Origin of the sequence: Geobacter sp. OR-1 (assembly GCF_000813145.1) — a bacterium.
Classification (GTDB): Bacteria; Desulfobacterota; Desulfuromonadia; order Geobacterales; family DSM-12255; genus Geoanaerobacter.
Map to the genome: position 1 here is coordinate 109,352 of NZ_BAZF01000003.1, position 15,430 is coordinate 124,781.

Genomic DNA, 15,430 nt, shown 5'->3' on the forward strand with positions numbered 1-15,430 from the left:
GGTCCAAATGTCCCCTAAAACCGCAATTCTCCTCCTCCAGATGGGAGGGCCCGATTCCCTCGATGCCGTCGAGCCGTTTCTGCTCAACCTGTTCACCGACCGGGACATCATCAAGATCGGTCCGGCGTTTCTTCAGCCGCTGATCGCCCGGTTCATCGTCAAGCGCAGGGCGCCGCGGGTGATGGAGAACTACCGCCAGATCGGCGGCAAGTCGCCGCTCCGGGAGTATACCGAGGCCCAGGCAAAGGCGCTTGAGGAGAGGCTCGGGCCGGACTACCGCTGTTTTGTCGCCATGCGCTACTGGCACCCCTCCACCCTGGAGGCGCTGGCTGCGATCAGGAAAGAGGGGATAACGAAGGTGATTGCCCTGTCTCTGTATCCCCACTATTCCCGGGCCACCACCGGTTCCAGCGTCAACGAACTCAAGCGGGTGCTGCAGGATGCCGGGGTTCAGTTCGAGGTTGGTTATATCGACAGCTTTTACAACCACCCGCTCTACATCCAGGCGTTGGCGGAAAAGATCGAAAGCGGGCTGGCCGGTTTCGGGGACCGCTCCCAGGTGGAACTGCTTTTCTCCGCTCATTCCCTCCCCCAGTCGTTCATCGATGACGGCGATCCGTATCTCTCTCATATCGAGGAGACGGTCAGGCTGGTCATGGAGCGGTTCAGCGGGGTCTCGTACCATCTCGCTTTCCAGTCCCGGGCCGGGCCGGTAAAATGGCTTGAACCGTCCACTGACGAGATGCTGAAGCACCTGGCTTCCCACGGCTGCAAGAAGATGCTGATGGTGCCGCTTTCTTTTGTCTCCGACCATATCGAGACCCTGCACGAGATCGACATCGAATACGGCAGCGAGGCGCACCACCTGGGGATCGAGGATTTCCGGCGCACCGAATCGCTGAACAGCTCGCCGCTCTTTATCGACTGCCTGGCGGACCTGGTGATGAAAGGGATAAAGCTCTAGGCGCGGATTTGCTGGCTCTTGGCCACCAGGAAATAGACCACGCCGAGGATCAGCAGGGTGCCGGCCAGGAAGGCCTGGGTGGTCAGCTCGTCGTGGCGCAGGGTGGAGATCAGGATCTCGCGGATCAGGGCAACGATGATGACGCCGATGAACACCAGGATGTTGAAGTGGCCCCCCTTCAGGTTCTTGATCTCGTTGTCCATCAGCTCGATCATCATCCAGAGAATGAGCAGCGAACCGAGCGCAGAGAGGATCCCTTTTTCCACGTCTCCGCGGAAGATGTGCATGATGTCCCAGGCAAAGAGGGCCACCACGGAGAGAGAGACCCCGGCCAGGGCGATCACCAGGATCAGGTTGAGGCCGTAGGTGAAACGCTCGGCGGCGGTGATCAGCTGGGACTCAAGACGGTGGGAGACGAAGACCTTTTTCAGCTCTTCCTCCTGGTAGGAGGCGCTCATGATGTCCAGGTTGATGTCGATGATCTTTTCGGCGGCGTTCCGGTACTTGCGGCGCAGGTCGATGTTGGGGTAATTCTCCTGCAGCAGTTCGATGATGAAGCGCCGCACCACGTTCATGGCGGCATTGACGAAGTGGGCATTGAGTCCGATCCGTACGTGGGTATGGCCGATTCGCTGCAGGTTGTGGTAGTAAAGGTTGTCGTAGCTGCCTGAGAAGAGGCTGAGAAACCATTGCTGATGGATCTGGCGGAGGTGCTGCCGGTTCAGGTCATCTTTGAGGAGTTCGGCAGTCTCCGGGATGCCGAGCAGGTAATCGTAGAAATCATCGGCCATCCGCTCCTGGTTGTCCTCTGCCAGCGAGCGCAGTTCCTTGAGCAGGGCGGCATCTTCTTCGGTAAAAAAATAGTGTTTTTTGATATCCTGCATGGTCAGCATCGGCTTCTCCTTTTGGCTTCCGTTGGAACACTATAGGACCAAAACCGTGCCGAAGCAAATATGTAAACAAATGGAAATTCTGACATGAAACAATGCAGCATCTGTGGGAACGAATACGATGAGCCGTTGCAGACCTCGCTCTTTGCCGAGGCCGGGGAATGGCTGTCGGAGGAGTTCTGGCGGGATAGTGGCCAACTTTGCCGTCAGTGCCTGGAAAATCGGGCAAAACTGGCTATGATGTATCTAATTGACCGATAGGATCGGAGTTGTTATATGGAACGGACGACCATAGACGGTATCGCGCTGACACTGGCCAATCCGGTCGAATTGCCGCTGAGGTGGGTCGGGCAGACCGAACTGCTGAAACAGCTGCTGGCCGCCTGGATGGTCATCGACGAAAAGGACATACCGTTCAGCCCGCGGCTGATCGGGAAACCAGGGGTGGGGAAGACAACGCTCGCCTATGCGGCGGCCCGGGAGCTCGACCGGCCGGTTTATCTCTTCCAGGCAACCATGGACACCCGGCCGGAGGACCTGATCGTGTCGCCGGTCGTCGGGCCGGATGCAAAGATCCAGTATGCCGGGTCGTCGCTGGTTTCGGCCATGCTGAAGGGCGGCGTGCTGATCCTCGACGAAGGGAACAGGATGAGCGAGAAGGCCTGGGCCTCGCTGGCGCCGCTATTGGACGACCGGCGGTACGTGGAGTCGATTGTCACCGGGCTGCGCATTCACGCCCACAAAGATTTCCGCTTTGTCGTCACCATGAACGAGGATGCCTCGACCTTTGATATACCGGAGTATATCCATTCCCGCCTGCAGCCGCAGATCTACATCGATTTCCCGGACAGCGACGAGGAGCTGCAGATCCTCAGGGAGAATCTCCCGTTTGCCGGCACCAGGATTCTCAAGTATGTGGTCGATTTCCTCCAGCGGGCGCATGCGGTGGACGAGCTGTACTCGGTGCGGGACGGCATCAATATCGCCCGTTACGCCCTGAAGATGATGCAGGCAACCGGCAAGGAGCCGAAAGAGCTGCTCCCTCTTGCTGTTGAGCGAATTCTCGGTGCTGAGGCGCTCAGTTACCTTCGCCCTGAATGATCATCCGGGCCGGCTGCCGTAATTCTCCAGCGCCGGCTGCCGGTTTTGAGCCCCCCACTTTCCCGCCCGAACTGTGCATTTCTCGTTGCTCCGGCTTGTAACCTCTGAATCTGTTGATAATATCAAAGTGAATCGGCTTATTGCGCCGGAAAGAGTCAGTTATCAGTTGGAGGCGATATTTGCTGCCTGATTGCATCAAAAAGATGAGCGCCCGGGTTCTCCTTGTTCCCCTTTTGCTGACGCTCCTTGCCGGATGCAGCCGGAACGAATCTCCGAAAAAGGTGCAGAGCTTCAAAATTTGCCAGGGGGGAATCCTGGCAACTCTCCCCATTATTGCCAAGGAAAAGGGATACTTCAAGGAAGAGGGGATTGCCGCGGAAATATCGCTGGTCGGAGACGGCAAGGCGGCAATGAACAAATTTCTCCAGGGGGAATGCGATGCGAGCCTGACCGGCGAATTCCCTCTGGTAAGGCAGAGCTTTAGCCGCAATGATCTGGCAATAATTGCCACCCTGGCCACGTCGGACAATGTGGTCAAGGTGATGGCGCGCCGTGACCGGGGGATCAACAAGCTCGAAGAGCTGGCCGGCAAGCGGATTGGGGTGTCAAAAGGCACGATTTCTAACTTTTTTCTGGATCAATTCCTGTAAAAAAAACCGGATTGCAACGGAAAACCTGCAGATTGTCGATATCTCGCACACTGAAATTGCCGATGCCCTGAAGCGGGGCGATATCGACGCCTTTGCCGGCTCTGATTTCGCCTACCTGAAGGGGAAACGGGTAATCAGCAACGCTCAGCGGATAGTATTCACCGAGCCCGGCCTTACCAACCACGCGGCCTGCCTGGTGGTGCGGAGGGATTGGCTTGCCGCCAATCGCGGCACTGCGCAAAAAGTGCTGAAGGCGCTCCTGAAGGCTGAAAAGGAGTTTAACCTCCATCCGGAAGAGCTTACCAGCATGCTTGCCGGCAAGCTGGATATAAAGAAGAGCGACCTGGAAAAGATCCTGGCGGAGCAGCACAACGGGGTAATGCTGGATCAGGTTCTGCTGCTTGCTCTGGAAGACGAAGCCAGGTGGATGCGGGAAACCGGAATGGTGAAAGGAGCGCCGCTCCCGAACTATCTCCATTTCATGGATCAGAGCGTGCTCAGGAGCGTCGATCCGACAGCAGTGAAACTGAAATAGCCGGACTCATTTTATGAAAATCCGTTCAAAACTGATAATTATCGCCATTGTGCCGATAATCATACTCCTTTGCTCTTCAGCGGCTCAGTATCTGGTTTCCCGCGAGGTTGACGCCCTGAATTACCGGGCCATCCGGGCCGACGAGATCCAGAAGCTCTTTTCTGATCTGACCATACTTACCCACGAACATTACATCTATTCCGAACTGCGGGCCCATGAGCAGTGGCAGTCGACCTACAACGCCATTGGCAAAAAGATGGCAGCCGCCAAAACGTCATTCAAAGCCTCCGAAGATCAGCGGATCATGCGGGAGGTTGCTCATCATTACACGACCATTGGTTATCTGTTTGAGCAGTACGGCCCCCATGACAAGGACACGGCCCTGCGGGAGCGGGATACCGATTGGAAACGGTTTGCCGACCGCCTGACCAGCCGTCTGCTCCAGGAGCTGCAGACGGTATCACCGCTGCTGACAAAACTGCATGATCTGAATTACGCGAAGGCCGCGGAAAAGTCGCAGCGCCAGGATGTCTTGGGACTGCTTTTTCTGCTGGCCATCTCGTTAAGCGTCCCGGCAACTGCCTGGCTTGTCTACCAGGCATTTGCCGAGCCGGTGCAGAAGTTGAAAACCGGCATAGAGATCATGACCGGCGGGGACCTCGCATACCGGATCGGCCCGGCTCCCAATGACGAAATCGGCGAACTGGCCGCAGCCTTTGACCGGATGGCGGAACAGCGCAGCCGCGACGAAGAACTGCTGCGGCATAATCAGGATGTCTTCGAGTCACTGTACCGATTGTCCCAGATGATCGGCGAACCTAAAAACGAGATCAAGAATTTTGCCCTGGAAGAGGCGGTTCGCCTGAGCGGCAGCAGCATCGGGTTTATATTCTTCCTGAATAGCGACGAGACTCTGCTTACTCTGCACGCTTGGTCAAAGGGTGTCATGCCGGCTTGTTCTATCGATGTGTCAAAAGCTGTCTACAATGTGGCGGAAGCCGGTTTGTGGGCGGAAGGGGTACGCCGGCGGCAGCCTTACATTGTAAATGACTTTGAAGCCCCATTGCCGGGGAGCAAGGGGTTGCCCGAAGGGCATCTCCCGATAGCGCGCTTTATGAGTGTGCCGCTTTTGGACGGTGAGCGGATTGTGCTGCTGGCAGGGGTAAGCAACAAGATCGGTGACTATGGTGAGGATGATGCCGCGCTCGTTACTCTGATCATGGATGCCATGTGGCGCATTATCAGGAAAAAGGAGGCCGACCGGTTTCTGCTGCAGATGAACGAAGAGCTGGAGCAGCGGGTCAGCGAGCGGACCGAGGAGCTGCGCGCCTCCCAGGAGAAATTTTCCCGGGTCTTCTATTCCAGCCCGCTGATCAAGACGATTACGGACCTGCATACCGGGGCGTTCATCGAGGTCAATGAGGCGTTTCATAGCAAGATCGGATACTCCGCCGAGGAGATCGAAGGGCGGACAACCCTGGACATCGGGTTATGGCCGGATCTTAGCCAGCGGCAAAGACTCAAGGAACTGATCATTGCAGATGGAGTATGCAACGACCTGGATATCGATTTCCGGATGAAAGATGGCTCGCACCGCCAGGGAATCATCTCTGCCAAAGGGATACGGCTCGGTGACCGTGAATGCATTGTCAGTATCATAACCGATGTGACGGACCGGCGCTTGCTGGAAGAGGAGGTTCGCCAAAGCGAGGCGCGTTACCGGAGCCTGTTCGCCAACAATCATACGGTCATGCTCATGATTGATCCCGCTTCCGGCGAAATTGTCGAAGCCAACCCGGCTGCCGAGGCATTTTACGGCTATTCGACCAGCGAATTGAACCAAATGCGCGTCGACCGGATCAACTGCCTCTCCATGGAAGAGATCCGGGCGCAAATGGCTCTGGCGAGCGAAGAGGAGCGCTCCAATTTCTACTTTGTGCACCGCCTGGCCAATGGCTCGGTTCGCGATGTCGAGGTCTTCAGCGGACCGATAACGGTCAACTCCAGGAAGCTCCTCTATTCGATCGTCCATGATGTTACCGAGCAGAAGAGAGCGGAACAGGCACTACTGGAAAAAACCGAAGAACTGGACCGCTTCTTCAGCCTGGCCCTCGATCTCCTCTGCATAGCCGATCTGGAGGGGAACTTCCGGCGCCTCAACCGCGCGTGGGAAACGACCCTGGGGTACTCGTTGCACGAGCTTGAAGGGGTGAGGTTTCTCGACTTTGTCCATCCGGATGACCTGGGCGCCACTCTGGCAGCCATTGCGCAACTCTCTGCCGATAAGCCGGTGCTGGACTTTACCAACCGCTACCGGTGCAGGGACGGCTCCTACCGATGGATCGAATGGCGCGCCTACCCGCATGATTCCTTTATATATGCGGCGGCACGGGACATAACCGAACGGATTCTTACCGAAGATGAGCAGCGGAAAGCCCGCGAAGCGGCAGAAGCCGCAAACCGGGCCAAGAGCGAGTTTCTTGCCAACATGAGCCACGAGATCCGGACCCCGATGAATGCCATTATCGGGCTCGGGCATCTCGCCCTCCAGACGGAACTGACCGCCAAGCAGCGCGATTACCTGACCAAGATCCACTCCTCGGCCCAGTCTCTGCTCGGGATCATAAACGACATCCTCGATTTTTCCAAGATCGAATCCGGAAAGCTTGTGCTTGAATCGGTCGAGTTCCGGTTGCCCGATCTGCTGGATAACCTGGCCGATATCGTCTCGGTCTGGGCCGAAGCCAAGGGGCTGGAGGTGCTATTCGCCGTTGATCCGAGAATCCCGCTGGTGTTGCGCGGCGACCCGTTGCGGCTCTCCCAGGTGCTGAGCAATCTGCTCAACAATGCGGTAAAGTTCACCGAAAGCGGCGAGGTCGTCCTGCAGGTGGCGGTTGAGGAGCTGCGGGACGACGAGGAGGATGTCTCTTTGCTGTTTTCGGTAAGGGACAGCGGCATCGGTATGGGCGAAGAGCAGCGAATCCAGCTTTTCCAACCGTTTACCCAGGCTGATAGCTCGACAACCCGCAGGTATGGCGGAACCGGGCTGGGGCTATCGATCTGCCGGCGCATTGTGGAGCTTATGGGTGGTAGTATCTGGGTCGAGAGCGCGCCGAAAGCGGGAAGCTGTTTCTATTTCACCGTCACTCTGCAGCGTTCGGGCGAACACCCGGCAATGCATGAGGAGCATTTTCCCCTTCGCGATATGAGGATCCTGGTGGTCGACGACAACCCCTGCGCCAGGGAAATCCTGCAGGAAGAGTTGTCCGCGCATGGTTTCCGGGTCACGGCCGTCGAATCCGGGGAAGCTGGGATCAGGGAGTTGCTCGCCGCCTCGCAGGATGGCGGGGACCCGTACCGGCTGGTACTGATGGATTGGTTCATGCCGGAACTGGATGGCCTGGACACAGTGGAGCGGATCAGGAATGAGCATCAGATCGGGGCATTGCCTGTGGTGGTCATGGTCTCGGCATTCGGCAATGAAGACGTGAGGCAGAGGGCCAGGGAGCTTGACGTCATGGATTTCCTCGCCAAGCCCTTTCATCCTCAGCGCCTCTATCGGACAATTTGCCGGGCAATGGGATACGGCCACGATCAGGCACTGCAAGATGTTGCCGGAGCCGGTGGCGAGTCGGAACAGCCGCCGGGACTGGAGGGGATGCACGTCCTTGTGGTCGAGGACAATGCGGTGAACCGGCTCTTTGCCATGGAAGTGCTCAATAATGCCGGCGTGGTGACGGAAATCGCGGTCAACGGCCTGGAAGCAGTACATGCCGTGCAACAGGCGCAATTCGACGCGATCCTGATGGACATCCAGATGCCGGTCATGGACGGCTATGAAGCGACCCGCCTGATACGGGAGATCGCGGAGTTGGAAGCCCTGCCGATCATCGCCATGACTGCGCATGCCCTGGTCGAAGAGCAGGAGAGATGTTTTAATGCCGGCATGAATGCGCATGTTGCCAAACCGATCGATGTGATGGAGCTTTATGGCACATTGTTGAGGGTTACAGGGTCGCACGAGCGGTCTGCGGCCCTGAGAGAGGACCGGTTTCCGCCCGGCAAGGGGGGCCGGTTGCCGGTGCTCCCCGGGATCAACCTTGAAGCCTGGTTTGCCAGGGTCGGCCGGAATGTCGAGCTGTTCAAGACGATTCTGGCTGATTTCGCTGCCGGCAACAAGGGGGCCGGAGAAGCAATCCGTACCGCGATCACGGCCGGTGACTGGGACAATGCCTTGCGACTGCTCCATGGTCTGAAAGGGGTATCAGGCAATATTTCCGCGGAAAAGCTTTATGACGTCATCATAATGCTCGAAGACGCCTGCAGGAATCATAATCGGGACGAAGCCGACCGGCTGACGCCCAAACTGGAGCGGTATCTTGCCGAAGTTGTGCATACCGCGCGATCGTTTGCATCTGCGCAGCACCAGGATCAGTTGCCGCATGAAGCGACCGGAGGCACCGGTGCCGGGGTCGAACCGATAATGAATGAGCTGGCGTATTTCCTGAAACTCCAGGATCTTCAGGCCGTAAGGTTATGCTCGGCCCTTTGTTCCCTGCTGGGGGAAGGGGCATTCGGTGCTCAGAGCCTGACAATCATGGGGCATGTCAGACAGCTCAATTTCAGAACTGCCCTGACATTGCTGGAAAAACTCGCTGAATCGCTCGGGTTGCAGATTGGGGAGAGGGAATGAAAACAGGCAGCGACACGCCTAAAATACTGATAGTGGATGATGCGGCAATCAATATTCAGCTTCTCAATGATGTGTTGCAGGACAACAACCGGGTATTTTTTGCCACCAATGGCAGGGATGCCATCAGGATTGCGGCCAACACGGTCCCGGACCTTGTCCTGCTGGATATCATGATGCCGGATATGGACGGCTACGAAGTTTGCCGGGAATTCAAGGCCGATCCGTTGCTCAAGGACATCCCGATCATCTTCATAACTGCAATGTCGCAGCAGGAGGACGAGTCATCCGGGCTTGAGCTCGGAGCGGTCGACTACATCACCAAGCCTTTCAACCCGGCAATTGTCCGTCTCAGGGTGCGCAATCAACTGGAATTGAAACGCCAGCGGGACCTCTTGGGGCGTCTCTCCTGTCTCGACGGTCTCACCGGGCTGGCCAACCGCCGGGGGCTCGACGAATATCTGGACAAGGAGTGGCGGCGGGCGCTGCGCAACAGGACGCCGATATCCGTCATTATGATCGACATCGACCATTTCAAGGATTATAACGATTCCTATGGCCATCTGGCCGGGGACGACTGCCTGAAACGGGTCGCATATATGCTGGAGGGGACGCTGGAGCGCCCTGCCGATTTTGTGGCCCGGTACGGCGGCGAGGAGTTTGTCGGCATTCTCCCTGAAACGGAACTCCCCGGAACGATGATCATTGCCGAGAAACTACGTTACGTGATCGAAGCCGTGCAGATTCCGCATAGTTCTTCCCAGGTTGCCCCTTATGTGACTATTAGCGTGGGAGCCACCTGCGGCGTCCCTGCCCCGGAACTGGAGGCCAGAGAGCTGCTCAACCGGGCAGATCAGCTGCTCTACCAGGCCAAGCGCAACGGACGGAACCAGGTTGCCGGAGATCAGGAATAACCAATCAATGCCCCACCGTCTGCATCTCGAACAATTCGGCCCGGTCAGCGCTCTCCCCATTCTCCACTGCCGGATGGAGTTTGCCCATCTGGTACGACAGGCTGTTGACCGGGTCAAGCCTGATTGTATCGCCATTGAGCTTCCCGATACCTTACAGGAACAGTTTGTCCGGTGCGTACAGAGGCTGCCCGAGATCTCGGCGCTCTGGTACGAGGTCAAGCGCCACGCCGGCGGGACGCAGACCGTTTATCTGCTGGTCGAACCGGCAGACCCCCTGGTGGAGGGGGCCAGGCTGGCGCTGGAGCGGGAGATCCCGCTCAGGCTGATCGATCTGGACCTGGAGCAGTATCCCGAGCACTACGATTTGCTCCCCGACTCTTATGCGGTGCAGAGGATCGGCCTGGCGCCGTATTATCTCCAGTACTGCTGCGGGGCGTCCACTGCCGAGCCGTCCGGAATTGACCGGCGCCGGGAATCCGGGATGGCCTGGAGGCTGCAACAGCTGGCAGAGAAGTACGACAATATTCTACTGGTCTGCGGCATGTTTCATCTGGAGCGGTTGAGAGGAGAGTTTTCCCGGCCGCAGAGCCAACCCCTGGCCCGCAGTCATCGCACCGGGGTCCATGCCGCCAATCTTCATCCGGACTCCTGCCGCGAGATCCTCGGAGAGTTCCCTTTTCTTTCCTCGATTTATGAATTGCGCCGCAAGCCGCTCCCCCATGACCCCGCGGAAATTGACGGCTCGCTGCGCAAGCGCTACAACATGCTGGAGCTGATCGCCGGGGGTAAGCAGGAGGTTGGCGAGGAAACAGTTTTGCGCCGGTCAATCGACAGATCGGCAGGCCATGTCGGAGCGCAAGGCGAGATGCCGGACCGGCAGAGGGTTCACCTGCAGCTTTTCCAGGAGGCGGCAAGGCATTACAAGCAGGAAACCGGCGAGGCGGTCCATCTGTGGCAGAAGCGGGCATTTTTCCGGTTTTCCCGCAACTATGCGGCGATCTCCGGCCGGCTGCTCCCGGACCTTTTCCAGATGCTGGCCTCTGCGCGGGGGTGCCTCGACGATAATTTTGCCTATGCCTTCTGCCGGCTGGCCACATTCTATCCCTGGCAGCGGCTGGAGTCGGATCTTCCCACCATCATGCTGGACCCGGAAGATGTCTGGGGCGGAAGCCGGTCGATCAGGTTCCGCCCGCGCTCCCCGAAAGCGGCAAAAGGGCTTTCGCCGCTGCAGTACCTCAAACGGAGACGCGAGAAGCATCCGGGCGAATGGCTGGATGGTTTCGACAACCCATCGATCTGTTCCTTTCCGCCGGAAGACCTGGCTATCGAAGATTATGGCCGGTTCCTGAAAAAAAAAGGGGTCAAGCAGCTGTCCGAAGAGCAGTGGCGGGTCGAGCCGTTGACATCGTCGCTTCTGGATGGGATCGACATGAGGGAAACCCTGCGCAACGCCTTTGAAGGGCGGATCTATGTTCGGGAGCAGCAGCGCGTCAAAGGCGGAGTCGGGAGTGTCGTGGTGGTTTTTGACCCTGACCGGGACGGCAAGAAGTTTCCCTACATGATGACCTGGCTCGGCGAGCATGACCAGGAATCGGATATGGCCTTTTACGCAACTCCGCCTGCCGGCAATGTGGTGGGGCCCGGAATCTGCCGCTGCGAGTACGGCGGGTTTGTCATGTCCTATCCACCGCGGCGGATGCACGATATCTGGCATGACCCTGACTATGCCTTTGCCCGTGGCAAGCATGAGGTGCTGCTCCTCTCGGCCCTGGATTACACCAGGGAGGCCCACGTGGTGTACGTTGCGCCGCGGCCGCCACGGAGCATTTTCCGGCAGATTGCCGCCCGCATGGGGAAGAAGATCGTCTACCTGCCGCTGGGAAGCCTCTCGCCGGTCAAGCTGAAAGCGATCCGGGTTCTCCATGTTTTGTACGGCCACGACAAGCGGGAGATTGCGAAGGATTATATTTGGTGATATCGTTCGTGCAAGAGCAATTCCCCTCATAGGTTACGGTACATGAACATTCCGTCCTGGTTGTTGGACATAGAGGAGAGCAAACTGTTTCATCTATCGGTTCATGTACTGCTCCCTGCCGTTACCTGGGCAATCCTGATCTTTGTCGCCTACCGCGAATGGCAGGCCAGAAGGAAGCTGGCTGGGGAGATCCGGGAACGGATGCAGGTCGAACAGGCGTTGCAACGCCGCAGCCGCTACTTGAAAGCCCTGGCCGAAGTCAATCAGCTCCTGCTCTCAAATCCGGGCTACCGTGAGGCGTACGAGGGAATCCTCCGCCTGCTCGGGCTGGCCACCGGTGCCAGCAGGGTCTATATATTCGAGAATCACCCGGGTGAAGAGGGAAAAGTCCTGTCGAGTCAGAGGGCCGAATGGTGCGGCCCGGGGGTTGAGCCGCAGATTGACAACCAGCTGCTGCAGCGGGTGCTGCTGGAAGAATCGCCATGCCGGCGCTGGCTGGCGATACTGCTGCAGGGGAAGCCGGTAACCGGCAAGATTGACGAGCTCGGCCAGGAAGAGCGCGAGTTTCTGGAGATCCAGCAGATCAAGAGCATCTTGATCCTCCCGATGCATGTCAACGGAACGTTCTTCGGGTTTGTCGGGTTCGATCAATGCGACCGAGTGCGGGAATGGGAGGATTCGGAGATCTATCTCCTCAGGTCTGCGGCCATGACCCTCTGCCAGCACATAGAACGCAAACAGGCCCTGGAAGAGATTGCATCACAGCACCAGTTGCTGGAAGAGCGGGTAAAAAACAGGACCGCCCAGCTGGAGCTGGCCAACGAGGAGCTGGAGGCGTTTTGCTACACGGTTTCCCATGACTTGCGCGGCCCTCTGACCGGCATCCGCGGCTTCAGCCAGTTGCTGCTGGATGAACTGGAGTCATCGGCGCGGACCGAGCGCGATTACATCCTGCGGGTACTCGACATTACCGACAGGACCCTGCAGTTGATCGACGATCTTCTGAGCCTGTCCCGGGCTGCCCGGACCGAGCTGCAGCGGACCTGGGTGGACCTGAGCGAGATGGCGCAGATTATTGCCGCCGAGCTGCAGTTGCAGTATCCGCACCGGCGGGTCGAATTCGCCATCCAGGACAAGGTGACGGCCCATGGCGACGAGGGGCTGTTGAAAGCGGTTATCCAGAATCTGCTGAACAACTCCTGGAAATACACATCCAGAAAGTCGCTAGCGGAAATCAGCTTCGGCTCTTCGGTTATCGACGGTGAAACCGTGTATCATGTGAAAGACAACGGCGCCGGATTCCGCATGGAATACGTGGACCGGCTTTTTCAGGCGTTCAGCAGGCTGCATACGGCGCATGAATTCCCGGGGACCGGTGTTGGCCTGGCCACGGTGCGGCGCATCGTCCAGAGGCATGGCGGCCGGGTCTGGGCGGAAGGTGAAGTGGAAAAAGGGGCCAGCTTTTATTTCACCCTGCCGGATCTAAGCTGATATAATAACCATGTAGAAGCCAATTATGAACGTGGAGGAGAGGATTCGATGCGAAACAGATTAATCACGGCCATGATTCTAGCCGTTTTCATCATGTCGGGGTGCACGACCTACAAGACCCAGTATGCCGGGTTCAGGCCGCCGGAAGATTACATCAATAATCAGGTGGTAAACGGGATCTCCATCGGCGGGGAGGCGTATGCCAACCGGGATGTCGCTGAAGATGCCTTCGGGTTCGATATCAAGGGCGCCGGGCTGCTTCCGGTCCAGCTGGTGTTGAACAATAACAGCGGCGCCACCCTTGAGGTGGTTGCCAATCAGACCTTCCTGGTGGACGACACCGGCAAGTACTGGACACTCATCCCCACCGGCGTGGCAATCGAGCGGCTCGAAGAATCGACGCAGCTGGCATCATTCTTCGGTAAAGGCGCCGGGAAAGGGGCATTGATCGGTGCTGCCGCCGGTTCCGTTATCGGCGCCGCGCTTGGCATTGTTTCCGGGACCAACGTCGGTTCCGCACTCGGTAAGGGCGCTGCCTTGGGTGCCGCCGGCGGCGCGGTGATCGGCGGCGTCAAGGAGGGAACCTCGGGCGAGCGTGAATACCGGATTACCGACGACCTGCGCACCAAGAGCCTGGAAGGGAAGACCATTCCCACCGCCCATCTTGCCAACGGCTTTCTCTTTTTCCCGGGTGAGGCCGAATCAGCCAAGTCGATCCGGTTGCAGCTCAGGGAGACAGGGACCGGCAAGATCATCCCGATCGTGCTCAGGCTGAAATAACACCGCCTCACATCCGAAGCGGGAGCGAAAAGGGGCGAAAAGCCCCTTTTTTCATTCCGTGTTCCCTTCAGATTATGACTTCGTGCAGGTCCCGCTTCTGGTACCGCCACCAGAAGGCAATCGACCTGAACAGCCAGTCCAAAAGGAATACTCCCCAGACTACATAAAGCGACCAATGGAGCAGCTCGGCAGCAATATAGGCGAGCAAGACCCGTATACCCCACATGGCAATCAGGGTGACCAGGAACACGTAATGCGTGTCGCCGGTGCCGCGGAGGCTGCCGGCATAAACAAAGGAAACGGCCAGCGGCACCTGGGCGAAGGCGACCAGCCTGAGAAATACGCACCCTTTTTCGATGACCTCCGGGTCATGGGTAAACAGCTTGATCAGCGGGGCGGGGACGAAAAAAAACAGTGCTGCCATGACCGACATCACGATGATTGCCAGCCGCAGCGCCTCGCGGTGTCCGATCTTTGCCCGCTTGAATTTGCGGGCGCCGAGCGATTGGCCCATCAGCGTTGCCGCCGCGATCCCCATTCCGGCGCCGGGCATGAACGAGAGCGACTCTATGGAGAGCCCGATCTGGTGGGCGGCGTAAGCGGCCGTGCCGTAGGAGATGATGAATTTGGAGTAGAAGAGCTGGCCGGATTGCTGGGCGATCCGTTCCAGGGCCACCGGGTAGCCGACACGCCAGATCCGCCTGAACAGCTCCGGGCTGGGGATGCCGATCTTGAGATAACGCCGCCGGAACGCCTGGAACAGGAGGTAGCTAAAGCCGCAGAACTCGGAGATGTTGATGGCATAGGCGGCACCGATCACCTCCATGCGCGGGAACCCGAGCTTGCCGTAAATAAGTGGCCAGGCGATCAGCACATGGAGGACGTTGACAAGGATGATTGCCGTCATCGGGGTTCGGGTGTCGCCGTTGCCGTGCATGATTGCGGAGAGGATATTCAGGCCGGCAGTGAAGCCGAACCAGAGAAAGACCAGCCGGATGTAGCTGTCGGCAAAATGGATGATCTCGTCGTTGGCGCCGAGAAATCTTGCCAGCTCGGTGCCGAACAGGCAACCAAGCAGCGAAGCGCCGATTGTCATGGCGCCGCAGGCGACAAAAGCCGCAAATGCTGCCCGGTTGGCCTCATTGCGACGGCCGGCGCCCCACAGATGGGCAATGACAACCGTGGTGCCGGTGGCCAGTCCCCAGAAAACGGTCATGGTGACGAAGATGAGGAGTTGGCCAAGCCCGGTGGCGGCTATGGCCGCTGCGCCCAGTCCGCCGACCAGGAAGATGTCGACAATGGAAACCAGTCGCTGGAACAGGGATGACAGGAGTACCGGCAGGGAGAGGTTGATGACGTTGCGTCTGATGGAGACGGGGCGGCGGGTGCTGCCGCCCCGATTGGTAGTTTTCGCTGGAAAGGTCATGACCCGGCATTATC

The 15,430-nt window shown here is 58.2% G+C and carries 12 protein-coding genes; 10 read left to right on the forward strand and 2 right to left on the reverse strand.

The genetic code is table 11. From position 1 onward, the window contains the following. Positions 1-7: 7 nt before the first annotated feature. Positions 8-964 (forward strand): ferrochelatase, encoded by a 957-nt coding sequence (gene hemH, locus OR1_RS04070; protein ID WP_041970164.1) that lies wholly within the window; start codon positions 8-10, stop codon positions 962-964. On the opposite strand, the gene OR1_RS04075 is transcribed toward hemH, so the two are convergent. Then, entirely contained in the window at positions 961-1,857 is an 897-nt protein-coding gene (locus OR1_RS04075) for a protoglobin domain-containing protein (RefSeq protein ID WP_041970166.1), read from the reverse strand. The genes hemH and OR1_RS04075 overlap by 4 nt on opposite strands. A gap of 84 nt (positions 1,858-1,941) precedes the next feature. Here OR1_RS04075 and OR1_RS22450 point away from each other — a divergent pair, with 84 nt between their 5' ends. From OR1_RS22450 to OR1_RS04120, 9 genes are all read left to right on the forward strand, one after another. After that, positions 1,942-2,115: a hypothetical protein gene (locus tag OR1_RS22450; protein ID WP_193377085.1), complete on the forward strand. Its 174-nt coding sequence runs from the start codon at positions 1,942-1,944 to the stop codon at positions 2,113-2,115. A gap of 15 nt (positions 2,116-2,130) precedes the next feature. Further along, on the forward strand, positions 2,131-2,955 hold the full coding sequence (locus tag OR1_RS04080) for an AAA family ATPase (protein ID WP_041970167.1): 825 nt from the start codon (positions 2,131-2,133) through the stop codon (positions 2,953-2,955). A gap of 179 nt (positions 2,956-3,134) precedes the next feature. Continuing rightward, entirely contained in the window at positions 3,135-3,605 is a 471-nt protein-coding gene (locus OR1_RS04090; RefSeq protein WP_152609802.1) for an ABC transporter substrate-binding protein, read from the forward strand. Next, the gene (locus OR1_RS04095; RefSeq protein ID WP_041970171.1) at positions 3,553-4,140 is read left to right on the forward strand and encodes an ABC transporter substrate-binding protein; all 588 of its coding nucleotides are present in this window, start codon (positions 3,553-3,555) and stop codon (positions 4,138-4,140) included. The genes OR1_RS04090 and OR1_RS04095 overlap by 53 nt, the downstream gene beginning before the upstream one ends. 13 nt (positions 4,141-4,153) lie before the next feature. Beyond that, positions 4,154-8,833 carry a PAS domain S-box protein gene (locus OR1_RS20570; RefSeq protein WP_052440244.1) on the forward strand — a complete coding sequence of 1,560 codons (4,680 nt, stop codon included), beginning with the start codon at positions 4,154-4,156 and terminating at the stop codon, positions 8,831-8,833. Beyond that, entirely contained in the window at positions 8,830-9,744 is a 915-nt protein-coding gene (locus OR1_RS04105) for a diguanylate cyclase (protein WP_041970173.1), read from the forward strand. The genes OR1_RS20570 and OR1_RS04105 overlap by 4 nt, the downstream gene beginning before the upstream one ends. A gap of 7 nt (positions 9,745-9,751) precedes the next feature. Continuing rightward, the gene (locus tag OR1_RS04110) at positions 9,752-11,719 is read left to right on the forward strand and encodes a hypothetical protein (RefSeq protein ID WP_041970175.1); all 1,968 of its coding nucleotides are present in this window, start codon (positions 9,752-9,754) and stop codon (positions 11,717-11,719) included. 42 nt (positions 11,720-11,761) lie between these two features. Beyond that, complete coding sequence (locus tag OR1_RS20575) at positions 11,762-13,210, forward strand: ATP-binding protein (protein ID WP_052440245.1); 1,449 nt, start codon at positions 11,762-11,764, stop codon at positions 13,208-13,210. A gap of 48 nt (positions 13,211-13,258) precedes the next feature. Next, on the forward strand, positions 13,259-13,990 hold the full coding sequence (locus OR1_RS04120) for a hypothetical protein (RefSeq protein ID WP_041970176.1): 732 nt from the start codon (positions 13,259-13,261) through the stop codon (positions 13,988-13,990). Between the two features lie 67 nt (positions 13,991-14,057). Here the strand turns inward: OR1_RS04120 and OR1_RS04125 are convergent, their stop codons facing one another. Next, positions 14,058-15,416, reverse strand: a complete 1,359-nt coding sequence (locus OR1_RS04125; protein ID WP_041970177.1) for an MATE family efflux transporter — start codon at positions 15,414-15,416, stop codon at positions 14,058-14,060. Between the last annotated feature and the right edge of the window lie 14 nt (positions 15,417-15,430).

What these genes read in the sequence shown, in the direction of transcription:
- OR1_RS04120 (WP_041970176.1), top strand. Translation starts at nt 13,259, where the DNA reads ATGCGAAACAGATTAATCACGGCCATGATTCTAGCCGTTTTCATCATG.
- OR1_RS04080 (WP_041970167.1), top strand. Translation starts at nt 2,131, where the DNA reads ATGGAACGGACGACCATAGACGGTATCGCGCTGACACTGGCCAATCCG.
- OR1_RS04075 (WP_041970166.1), bottom strand. Translation starts at nt 1,857, where the DNA reads ATGCTGACCATGCAGGATATCAAAAAACACTATTTTTTTACCGAAGAA.
- OR1_RS04110 (WP_041970175.1), top strand. Translation starts at nt 9,752, where the DNA reads ATGCCCCACCGTCTGCATCTCGAACAATTCGGCCCGGTCAGCGCTCTC.
- OR1_RS20570 (WP_052440244.1), top strand. Translation starts at nt 4,154, where the DNA reads ATGAAAATCCGTTCAAAACTGATAATTATCGCCATTGTGCCGATAATC.
- OR1_RS20575 (WP_052440245.1), top strand. Translation starts at nt 11,762, where the DNA reads ATGAACATTCCGTCCTGGTTGTTGGACATAGAGGAGAGCAAACTGTTT.
- OR1_RS04105 (WP_041970173.1), top strand. Translation starts at nt 8,830, where the DNA reads ATGAAAACAGGCAGCGACACGCCTAAAATACTGATAGTGGATGATGCG.
- hemH (WP_041970164.1), top strand. Translation starts at nt 8, where the DNA reads ATGTCCCCTAAAACCGCAATTCTCCTCCTCCAGATGGGAGGGCCCGAT.
- OR1_RS22450 (WP_193377085.1), top strand. Translation starts at nt 1,942, where the DNA reads ATGAAACAATGCAGCATCTGTGGGAACGAATACGATGAGCCGTTGCAG.
- OR1_RS04125 (WP_041970177.1), bottom strand. Translation starts at nt 15,416, where the DNA reads ATGACCTTTCCAGCGAAAACTACCAATCGGGGCGGCAGCACCCGCCGC.